The 431-nt window shown below is 42.7% G+C and carries 1 pseudogene; it reads left to right on the plus strand.

Features of this window, described 5'->3' with window-relative positions:
• Nucleotides 1-431: pseudogene (locus Q0975_RS28375) on the plus strand (hypothetical protein); the annotation flags it as partial.

Below are 431 nucleotides of genomic sequence, written 5' to 3' on the forward strand. Positions count from 1 at the left end.
ACTTATACAGCAAGTTATGTGATCACGCCAGCAGATATTACTGCGGGTACCTTTAGCAATACTGCGGTGGCTACTGCGACAGATCCATTAGGCGGTCCAGATATCACGGACGATTCTGATGATCCTGATAACACGACTGATGTTGATCCAGATAATGATGGTAGTCCAGATGATGCAACGGTAACGGATCTTAGACAAGGACTATTGGATATCACCAAGACAGATACCTATGTAGATACGAACGCAAATGGTATCATTGATGCTGGAGATACGATCAACTATGCATTTACGGTTAGCAATACCGGTAATATAGACCTTACAGGAATTAGTGTAACCGATGCATTGGTAACAGTTACACCAGCCACTACGATTGATTTAGTAGTAGGGGCGAGTGACAACAGTACGTATACAGCAAGTTATGTAATTACTGC

Source organism: uncultured Aquimarina sp. (genome assembly GCF_947500065.1).
Classification (GTDB): domain Bacteria; phylum Bacteroidota; class Bacteroidia; order Flavobacteriales; family Flavobacteriaceae; genus Aquimarina.